1 protein-coding gene is annotated in these 429 nt (G+C 66.4%); it reads left to right on the forward strand.

Annotated elements, in window-relative coordinates:
- A partial coding sequence (locus EOA33_RS38460) for a 3-deoxy-7-phosphoheptulonate synthase (RefSeq protein WP_145989629.1) occupies positions 1 to 429 on the forward strand: 429 nt, incomplete at both ends.

A 429-nucleotide genomic window follows, 5' to 3' on the forward strand; every position in this document is an offset into this window, starting at 1 on the left:
CCGCCAGCCCGACCATGCGCATGTCGAATATTGCCGCGGCATCAAGAACCCGCTCGGGCTGAAATGCGGCCCGTCGCTGACACCGGACGGCTTGCTGGAACTGATCGACCTGCTCAACCCGGAGAACGAGCCGGGACGGCTGACGCTGATCGCGCGCTTCGGCGCCGACAAGGTGGCCGAGCATCTGCCGAAGCTGGTGCGCGCGGTGCAGAAGGAAGGCCGCAGCGTGGTCTGGTCGTCGGATCCGATGCACGGCAACACGATTGAGGCGGCCGGCTACAAGACACGGCCGTTCGATCGCATCCTGAAGGAGGTGCAGACCTTCTTCGAGGTGCACCGCGGCGAAGGCACGCATCCCGGCGGCATCCATGTCGAGATGACCGGCAAGAACGTTACCGAATGCACCGGCGGGGCCCGCGCCATCCCCGC

Origin of the sequence: Mesorhizobium sp. M4A.F.Ca.ET.050.02.1.1 (assembly GCF_003997725.1) — a bacterium.
In the GTDB taxonomy this organism is placed as follows: Bacteria; Pseudomonadota; Alphaproteobacteria; order Rhizobiales; family Rhizobiaceae; genus Mesorhizobium.